The following is a 729-nucleotide window of genomic DNA, read 5'->3' as shown; positions in this document are numbered from 1 at the left end:
AAAAAGTCGACCCACTGGAATTCGCGCATCCAGAAGCAATCGAAATGGAAGACGTGCAGGGGAATCTCATGGTCCTGCATCCCATCGATGAAGCTATTGACTGTCTTCTCATCATAGTTCGTTACAAAGGAGGTTGAGAGCCACAGGCCGAAGGACCACGGTGGCACCAAGGCGGGCTTTCCCGTAAGCAGCGCATAGTTATGCAACACCGCTTTCAGGTCGTCGCCGCCGATAAGGTAGTAGTCCAGACATTGGCCGGGGACGGAGAACTGCACTGCAGTAACCACCTCCGAACATACCTCGAAGGAGACCTTGCCGGCACTGGCGACAAGCACCCCGTATCCCTTGGAAGAGAGGTAGAACGGAATATTCTTATAGGCTTGTTCACTGCTGGTGCCGCCGTCCTCATTCCAGATATCCACCACCTGCCCGTTTTTCACAAAGGCTGTGAAGCGCTCGCCAAGGCCGTAGATGGTCTCCCCCACACCGAGGTTCAGGTACTCAACCTGATACGGCTCCTTATCATGAACGATGGCATGTCCGCCAAGCAGGCCGTCCGAGGAGGTCAGAACCTTGCCTTTGTAGGTGAATTGGACATCCCCCGGACCCGTGGTCGCCACGTGTGCAGAGAGATCCTTGGAACAGGCTGCAAAGCTGTCCTTGTTCGTTTCAATAGCCAGCAATTTTGCCTGGTCCTCTGCCAGCTCGAAGAAAGGCCCCCGTTTCGGC

1 protein-coding gene is annotated in these 729 nt (G+C 55.1%); it reads right to left on the bottom strand.

All coding sequences use genetic code 11. The annotated features are described in order from the left end of the window. Positions 1-729: TIM-barrel domain-containing protein (locus tag B3F49_RS06710; protein WP_293909945.1), on the bottom strand; the 729-nt coding region annotated here is incomplete at both ends.

The sequence above is a fragment of the Sphaerochaeta sp. UBA5836 genome, assembly GCF_002432845.1.
Lineage (GTDB): Bacteria > Spirochaetota > Spirochaetia > Sphaerochaetales > Sphaerochaetaceae > Sphaerochaeta.
This window is presented reverse-complemented; position numbering and strand designations above follow the sequence as displayed.